The organism is Bradyrhizobium sp., assembly GCF_019244115.1.
Classification (GTDB): domain Bacteria; phylum Pseudomonadota; class Alphaproteobacteria; order Rhizobiales; family Xanthobacteraceae; genus Bradyrhizobium.
Genome location: NZ_JAFATE010000636.1, coordinates 1 through 6960 on the forward strand (window position 1 = coordinate 1; position 6960 = coordinate 6960).

At 65.5% G+C, this 6960-nt stretch carries 5 protein-coding genes and 1 pseudogene; 3 read left to right on the forward strand and 3 right to left on the reverse strand.

Going from position 1 to position 6960, the window contains the following annotated elements; all coding sequences use genetic code 11:
• Positions 1–1457 (reverse strand): ABC-F family ATP-binding cassette domain-containing protein (locus JOZ76_RS27890; protein WP_291704151.1); only part of this gene is annotated, 1457 nt, incomplete at its 3' end.
• 4 nt (positions 1458–1461) lie between these two features.
• Positions 1462–1983: a YaiI/YqxD family protein gene (locus JOZ76_RS27895; protein WP_291704152.1), complete on the reverse strand. Its 522-nt coding sequence runs from the start codon at positions 1981–1983 to the stop codon at positions 1462–1464.
• A 132-nt stretch (positions 1984–2115) separates the two neighbouring features.
• On the opposite strand from JOZ76_RS27895, the gene JOZ76_RS27900 reads away from it, so the two are divergent.
• Positions 2116–2916 carry a hypothetical protein gene (locus tag JOZ76_RS27900; protein ID WP_291704154.1) on the forward strand — a complete coding sequence of 267 codons (801 nt, stop codon included), beginning with the start codon at positions 2116–2118 and terminating at the stop codon, positions 2914–2916.
• A 150-nt stretch (positions 2917–3066) separates the two neighbouring features.
• On the opposite strand, the gene JOZ76_RS27905 is transcribed toward JOZ76_RS27900, so the two are convergent.
• Positions 3067–5439: a xanthine dehydrogenase family protein molybdopterin-binding subunit gene (locus JOZ76_RS27905; protein ID WP_291704155.1), complete on the reverse strand. Its 2373-nt coding sequence runs from the start codon at positions 5437–5439 to the stop codon at positions 3067–3069.
• Positions 5440–5676: 237 nt separating this feature from the next.
• Between JOZ76_RS27905 and JOZ76_RS27910 the strand changes: the two genes are divergently transcribed.
• Both JOZ76_RS27910 and JOZ76_RS27915 read left to right on the forward strand, forming a co-directional pair.
• Positions 5677–6747 (forward strand): Ppx/GppA phosphatase family protein, encoded by a 1071-nt coding sequence (locus tag JOZ76_RS27910; protein ID WP_291704157.1) that lies wholly within the window; start codon positions 5677–5679, stop codon positions 6745–6747.
• 7 nt (positions 6748–6754) lie between these two features.
• Positions 6755–6960, forward strand: a pseudogene (locus JOZ76_RS27915) (rRNA methyltransferase); the annotation flags it as partial.

Consider the following 6960-nt stretch of genomic DNA (forward strand, 5'->3'; position numbering starts at 1 on the left):
CCGCCGGCGTATTCCGCCCATTTGCCATTGCCTTCGGGGACGATGACGGCGTTGACGACCCGATCGAGAAAGTCGCGGTCGTGGCTGATGAGGATGACCGTGCCGGCGTAATCGCCGAGCATCTCTTCCAGCACGTCGAGGGTTTCCAGATCGAGATCGTTGGTCGGCTCGTCCAGCACCAGCAGGTTCGATGGCTTCGCCAGCGCGCGCGCCAGCATCAGCCGGCCGCGCTCGCCGCCGGACAACACTTCCAGCGGTGTGCGCATCTGCTCGCGTGCGAACAGGAAGTCCTCCATGTAGCTCACGACATGCTTTGGCTTGCCGCCAACCATGACATGGTCGCCGCGCCCGCCGGTCAGTGCTTCCGCGAGCGTCGATTTGGGATCGAGGCTTTCGCGATGCTGGTCGAGCGTCGCCATCTCCAGATTGACGCCGAGCCGGACCGTGCCGCCGTCAGGTGCATCGGCGCCGGTCAAGAGGTTGACCAGCGTGGTCTTGCCCGCGCCGTTCGGCCCGATGATACCGACGCGATCACCGCGCTGGATGCGGATTGAAAAGCCGTCGACGATGGTCCGATCGCCAAAAGCTTTCGAAATGTTCTTGGCCTCGATGACCAGCCGGCCGGATTTGTCGGCTTCCGCCGCGGTGAGGTTCGCAGCCCCCGCGCTGCCGCGATAATTGCGCCGCTCGGCGCGCAGCGCATGCAGCCCCGCCAGTCGCTTCACGTTGCGCTTGCGGCGTCCGGAGACACCGTAGCGCAGCCAGTGCTCCTCGCCCGCGATCTTGCGGTCGAGCTTGTGCTGCTCGCGCTCTTCCTCGGCCAGCACGTCGTCGCGCCAGCTCTCGAAAGCGGCAAAGCCGCGATCGATCTGCCGGATTTTTCCGCGGTCGAGCCAGGCGGTCGCGCGCGACAGGTTGACCAGAAAACGCCGGTCATGGCTGATCAGCACCAGCGCGCTGCCGCGGCCGTCGAGCTCGTTCTCCAGCCATTCGATGGTCGGCAGATCGAGATGGTTGGTCGGCTCGTCCAGCAGCAAAATGTCCGGCGAGGGCGCCAGCACTTGTGCCAGCGCCGCACGCCGGGCCTCGCCGCCGGAAAGGTGGCGGGGGTCCTCATCGCCGGCGAGGCCGAGCTGCTCCAGGAGATAGCGCGCCTGGTAGCGGTCGTCGCCGGGACCAAGGCCGGCCTCGACATAGCCGAGCGTGGTGGCATGGCCGGCAAAATCCGGCTCCTGCGGCAGATAGCGGATCGTCGCGCCCGGCTGGACAAAGCGCGTGCCGGAATCGGCTTCGACCAGCCCGGCCGCGATCTTCAGCAGCGTCGATTTGCCAGAGCCGTTGCGGCCGATCAGGCAGACCCGCTCTGCCGGCGAGACCGACAGTTCCACGCCTGACAGCAGCGGCGTGCCGCCAAAGGTCAGGTGGATGTCTTTCAACTGGATCAGCGGTGGCGCCATGCCATCAGCCTTGCCCTGGCGTTTCTGTTGACGTTTCTCTTGGCGCGATTGTATCCGCCTGTCGGCGCTGAATGCGGCGGATGGTCTGGTCCAGTGTGGCGAGGAATGTCGAGCGGTCGCGCGGCGAAAACGATTTTGGACCACCGGTGATTTCGCCGGACGCGCGCAGGTCGGTCATGAGGTTGCGGACCGCCAGCGTCATGCCGATCGAATCTTCGGTGAAGGGCTTGCCATTCGGTGCGATCACCGCCGCGCCCGCTTTCACGCAGCGGCTCGCCAGCGGGATGTCCGCCGTGACGACGATGTCGCCGGGTCCCGCGCGTGCCGCAATCCAGTCGTCCGCGGCATCCATGCCCGGGCCGGCCGCCACGCACTCGATCAGCGGGTCGTGTGGAACGCGGATGAAATTGCCTGCGACCACCACGACGGGCAGGCCATGCCGGCTCGCGACGCGATAGATTTCGTCCTTGACCGGGCAGGCATCGGCGTCGACGTAAATGCGGGTGGTATTTTGGCTGGCGGTCATGGGATGCGGGCGATGTGTCTCAACGGCGTCCTACTCCATTGGACCGTGAATTGCTAAGGGAAAACACGGCTTGCCACTGATGTTTCCGGGCGTACGATCAGCCCTGCGAAGACCGCGCAGGGACACCACGTGATGGCAAGCGAGATCGAGACCTACCGGGTTTCGGCCTACAACACGGCCAAACAGTCCGAAAACAGGATGCATGACGACACCGTGGCGCGCCGCTTCGGCTTTTCCGGCGGGCTCGTTCCCGGCGTCGACGTGATGGCCTATATGATGCACCTGCCCGTTCGGAGATGGGGCCGCGCGTTCCTGGAGCGCGGGCTGATCGAGGCGCGTTTCGTGAGGCCGGTCTATGATGGGGAGATCGCTGATATCGCCGGCGCCGAGCGCGATGGGGTGCTGACCATCGAGGTCGAAAGCCGTGGCGAGCTCTGCGCCAGCGGGAGCGCGTCGCTGCCGGCATCGGCCCCTGCGGTGTCGACAGCCGATTTCAGGGAGGTTGCCGCGATTGCCGAACGCCAGCCGGTCAGTGAAAGCTCCTTTGCGCTCGGCCAATGGCTCGGCACGGCGCCGCGCACCTGGGCCGGCGATGATGCAACAGCCTATCTCGCGGACATTCGCGAGACCGATCCGATCTACGCCAGTGAAGGTCTCGGTCATCCCGGGCTGTTGCAGCGGGTGATGAACAAGGTGCTGGTCGACAATGCGATCCTCGGCCCCTGGATCCATGTCGGCAGCCGCATGCAGCTGCTCAGCGCCGCGCGCATGGGCGATCCCATCACGGCGCGCGCGAAGGTCACGGCCAATTACGAGAAGAAGGGCCACCGCTTCGTCGAGCTAGATGCGCTGGTGGTCGGTGGCAGCACGACGCCGCTCGCGCATTGCCACCATGTCGCGATCTATCAGCCGCGCGCGCAGGCCGCGGCGTAGGCGCCGTCAGTTTTCGTCATTGCGAGCGAAGCGAAGCAATCCAGAAGTCTACCCGCGGACGCGGTCTGGATTGCTTCGGCGCAAACGCGCCTCGCAATGACGAGTCCTGGGCTTCTCGCCTGCCTCGCACCAGGCGCTTCCTCTGTTGAATCACGCCACTTTCGCCTTCGCGTCCTGGATGGCGCGCCAGACGCGCTCTGGGGTCAGCGGCATGTTGATGTGCTTGATGCCATAGTCGGAGAGCGCATCGAGCACCGCATTGACGATCGTGCACAGGCTGCCGGCGCAACCGGCCTCGCCGCAGCCCTTGGTGCCCAGCGCGTTGGATTTCGCCGGCACCGGGTGATCGCCGACCGTCATCGATGGGATGTCTTCCGCGCGCGGCATGGCATAATCCATGAACGAGCCGGTGATCGGCTGGCCGCTCTCGTCATAATTGACGCATTCCATCAGCGCCTGGCCGATACCCTGCGCAACGCCGCCATGCAGCTGGCCGGCGACGATCATCGGGTTGATAATGGTGCCGAAATCGTTGACGCCGGTGTAGCCGACCACCCGCACCACGCCGGTCTCCGGATCGACCTCGACCTCGGCGACGTGGCAGCCGTTCGGGAAGGTCGACGGCGTGTCCTTGGTGTTGTGGTCGACGTCGAGCGAGTCCGGCACGCCCTCAGGCATCTTGCCCTCGCGCATCCGTTTCGCCAGCTCCATGATGTCGATGCTGCGGTCGGTGCCGGCGATGGTGAAACGGCCATTGCCGAACTCGATGTCGGTTTCCGAGGCTTCGAGCAGATGCGCCGCCGCCTGCTTGCCCTTCTCGACCACCAGGCCTGCGGATTCGACGATCGCCGCGCCTGTCGCCGTGATCGAGCGCGAGCCGCCGGTACCGTTGCCGAACCGCACGAGGTCGCTGTCGTTCTGCTCCAGCGTGATTTTTTCGAAGGGCACGCCGAGCTGCGCCGCCAGCACCTGTGCGAACGGCGTGGCATGGCCCTGGCCGTAATCCAGCGTGCCGGTGGTCAGCTTCACGGTGCCATCAGGCTCAAAGGTGATCTTGCCGAGTTCGCCTGACGGAGGCGCCGTGACTTCGAGATAGGAGCCGACCGCGATGCCACGCAGCTTGCCTTGCCTGCGGCTTTCCTTCCGGCGCTTGGCAAAATTGTCGTAGTCCGACACTTCGAGCGCCTTCGTGAACACGGCCTGGAAGTCGCCACTGTCATAGGTCACGCCGGAGGCGGCCGGGAACGGCATCTGTGCGGGCTTGATAAAGTTCTTCTTGCGCAAGGTGAGGCGGTTGATGCCCATCTCGTCGGCGGCGCGGTCGATCAGCCGCTCCATGTAATAGTTCGCCTCCGGCCGCCCGGCGCCGCGATAGGCGCCCATCAGCGTGGTGTTGGTCAAAACCGTCTTGATGTCGACGCCGAGCAGCCGCGTGCGGTAGACGCTGGCGAGGTTTTTCCCGGTATTGAGCGACAGCGGTCCCGGCGCGACGCCGGTGATGTAGGCGCCGAGATTGCCGTAGCCGGAGATGCGCACGGCCAGAAATTTGCCCTCGGCATCGAGTGCGAGTTCGGCATGGATCAGCTGGCCGCGGCCGTGGCTGTCGGTCAAAAAGCTCGTCGAGCGCTCGTCGGTCCATTTCACCGGCCGTCCGAGCGTCTTCGCCGCGTGCAGGATGCAGACATATTCGGGATAGTTGACGTTCTTCATGCCGAAGGAGCCGCCGACATTGGCCGTCAGCACCCGGACCTTCTCCGGCGGCACGCCCAGGATCCGCGCCAGCGTGGCCTTGTTGCCGGAAACGCCCTGGGTCGGCACCTGGATGGTGTAGCGCTCGCTCTTCTTGTCGAAGGAGGCGAGCGCGACGCGGGGTTCCATCGAGACCACGGCGACGCGGGTGTTGACGATGTCGAGCCGCGTCACATGGGCGGCGCTGGCAAAGGCGGCGTCGAGCTTTTCGCTGTCGCCATAATGGTAGTCGAGCGCCACGTTGTTGGGGATATGGTCGTAGAGCTGCGGGGCGCCCGGCTTGGCCGCCTCCGCAGCGTCGGTGACGGCGGGCAGCGGATCGATGTCGACCACGACGGCCTCGGCGGCGTCGCGCGCCTGCGCCGCCGTTTCCGCCACCACGAAGGCGACGGGGTCGCCGACATAGCGCACCTTGTCGCTCATCAGCGCGGTGCGGTTGGTCTGCTTTAGCGGCGTGCCGTCACGGTTTTTGAGCGGCAGGCCGCAGACGAACGGCGCATAGTTGGCGGCCGCCAGGTCCGCCCCGGTAAAGACCCCGAGCACCCCCGGCATGGCCTTGGCTGCCGCCGTGTCAATGCCGCGGATGATGCCATGGGCGTGGCTGGAGCGGACGATCCAGGCATAGGCCTGGCCGGGCAGGTTGAAGTCGTCCGTGTAGCGGCCCTTGCCGCGGACCAGCGTGTCGTCTTCCTTGCGGCGCACCGGCTGCCCCACACCGTATTTTTGCAGTGCGATAGTATTTTCCAGGGCGGCCGGAGACGTGTGATCTTGCATCGAAATAGACCTGAAATGGCGGATTTTGCGCTCATATTGCGGAGCGATAACCAATTAACGCACCGTTTTGGCCACGACAACGCTTGATTGGACATGAGTCAGTTGCACAGGCCCTTGGCACTGCTAATGTTTCAGTAAAGTGAAATTGGATGCCGCCGATTTGAGGTTCCGGCCACCGCGGTGGGCTTCGATGACCGGTGCATGGGCCGGCCGATGGCCGGCGGAAAGACATTTTGAATGAAACATGACACGCGGCTTCGCGAGCCGGTGGTGCCGCGCGATCAGCCGGGGCCTGCCGAGGCGGGCGGCGATGCCCCGGCCGGTCACCATACGCTCCCGGCCGGGACCGCCGTCTATGCCGCGCTGGATCTCGGCACCAACAATTGCCGGCTCCTGATCGCCTGTCCGTTCCAGGACAGCTTTCGCGTGGTCGATTCGTTTTCGCGCATCATCCGGCTGGGCGAGGGGATCTCGACCACCGGCTGCATCAGCGAGGCCGCGATCGAGCGCGCCATCTCGGCCCTGAGCGTCTGCCGCGACAAGATCGCCGCGAAGAAGGCGCGGCGGCTGCGGCTGATCGCGACGGAGGCTTGCCGCGCGGCCTCGAATGCGCAGGGGTTTCGCGACCGGGTTGCGAACGAGACCGGAATTGCGCTCGAAGTGATCGACCGCGAGACCGAGGCCGCGCTGGCCGTGATCGGCTGTTCGCCGCTGGTCGACCCCAGGGGCCGCGGCGCCATCCTGTTCGACATTGGCGGCGGCTCGACCGAACTGGTCCGGATCGAGCGTGATCCGGAGGCGCGGGGGGAAAAGCCGCGCACCAAAGCATGGATGTCGATCCCGCTCGGTGTCGTCACGCTGGCCGAACATTTTGGCGGCAGGGATGTGACGCGGCAGTCCTATGCGCAGATGGTCGAGGCGGTCGCGCGGCATGTCGCGCCGTTTGCGTCAGAGCATGGCGCCGACCTCGCCGGCATGCACCTGCTCGGCACCTCGGGCACGGTGACGACGCTCGCGGGCGTCCATCTCAATCTGGCGCGTTACGACCGCCGCCGTATCGATGGCATCTGGATCAACGACGCCGACATCACCGTGACCATCGGCCGCCTGCTGTCAATGAGCTATCGCCAGCGCGTCGAGAACAATTGCATCAGCGTGGAGCGAGCCGACCTGGTGCTGGCCGGCTGCGCCATCCTCGATGCGATCCGCCAGGCGTTCCCGCTGCCGCGCCTGCGCGTCGCCGATCGCGGCCTGCGCGAAGGCATGCTGATCGAGATGATGCGCGAGGACGGCGTGTTGCCGGCATAGTGCGACGATGGCAAAGGACACAACCGGCCGCCTGCACGTGACGGTCAGGACCGGCGGCAAGCGAAAACTGTCGTCAAAGCTGTGGCTGGAGCGCCAGCTCAACGATCCCTATGTCGCCAAGGCTAAGCGCGACGGCTATCGCTCGCGCGCGGCCTACAAGCAGCTCGAGATCGACGACAAGCATCGCTTGCTCAAGTCCGGCCAGACCGTGGT